This is a genomic window from Achromobacter xylosoxidans (assembly GCF_002192695.1).
Lineage (GTDB): Bacteria > Pseudomonadota > Gammaproteobacteria > Burkholderiales > Burkholderiaceae_B > Achromobacter > Achromobacter xylosoxidans_C.
The window spans coordinates 1-656 of the sequence record NZ_MTLG01000030.1; the positions used below are offsets into that span (position 1 = coordinate 1).

The 656-nt window shown below is 64.8% G+C and carries 1 protein-coding gene; it reads left to right on the forward strand.

Going from position 1 to position 656, the window contains the following annotated elements; all coding sequences use genetic code 11:
• Positions 1-11 precede the first annotated feature (11 nt).
• The coding region (locus BRO63_RS04450; protein WP_256943239.1) for a DUF6094 domain-containing protein at positions 12-656 on the forward strand (645 nt) is incomplete at its 3' end.

Genomic DNA, 656 nt, shown 5'->3' on the forward strand with positions numbered 1-656 from the left:
AGGAGACTTCCATGGCCCTCATGTTCCCGCGGCTCGCCCGCAATTTCGCTAAGAACGGTTACTACCCGACTGACGAACCCACGCTCGAAAGAGCCCTCAACGCACTGATGCCCAGCGACGGGCCCATGTGCATCCTCGATCCCTGCGCCGGCGAAGGCGTGGCGATCGCCGAAGCCGCCCATGCCCTCGGGCGCGAGCAGGCCAAGGCGTTCGCGGTCGAGTTCGACGCGGAGCGGGCACGCCATGCCCGCGGCCTGGTCGATCACTGCCTGCACGCGGACCTGATGGACACGATGGTCTCCAAGCAGTCGTTCGGGCTGCTCTGGCTCAACCCGCCGTATGGCGACTTGTCCAAGGACGTCAACGGCAACATCGGCTATCAGGGCCAGGGCCGTGCCCGCCTCGAAAAGCTGTTCTATCAGCGTTCGCTGTCGCTGTTGCAGTACGGCGGCGTGCTGGTCTTCATCGTCCCCGCCTACGTGCTCGATGCGGAGCTGGTCGGCTGGCTGACACGCCACTACACGGACCTGCGCATCTACCGAGCGGTGGAGACGCAGTTCAAGCAGGTGGTGATCTTCGGCCGAAGGGTGCGACAGCGTGAACAGGCTCCCGATGGCGTCAAGGCCGTGCGCAATCTGCTGCTGCAGGTTGGGCTT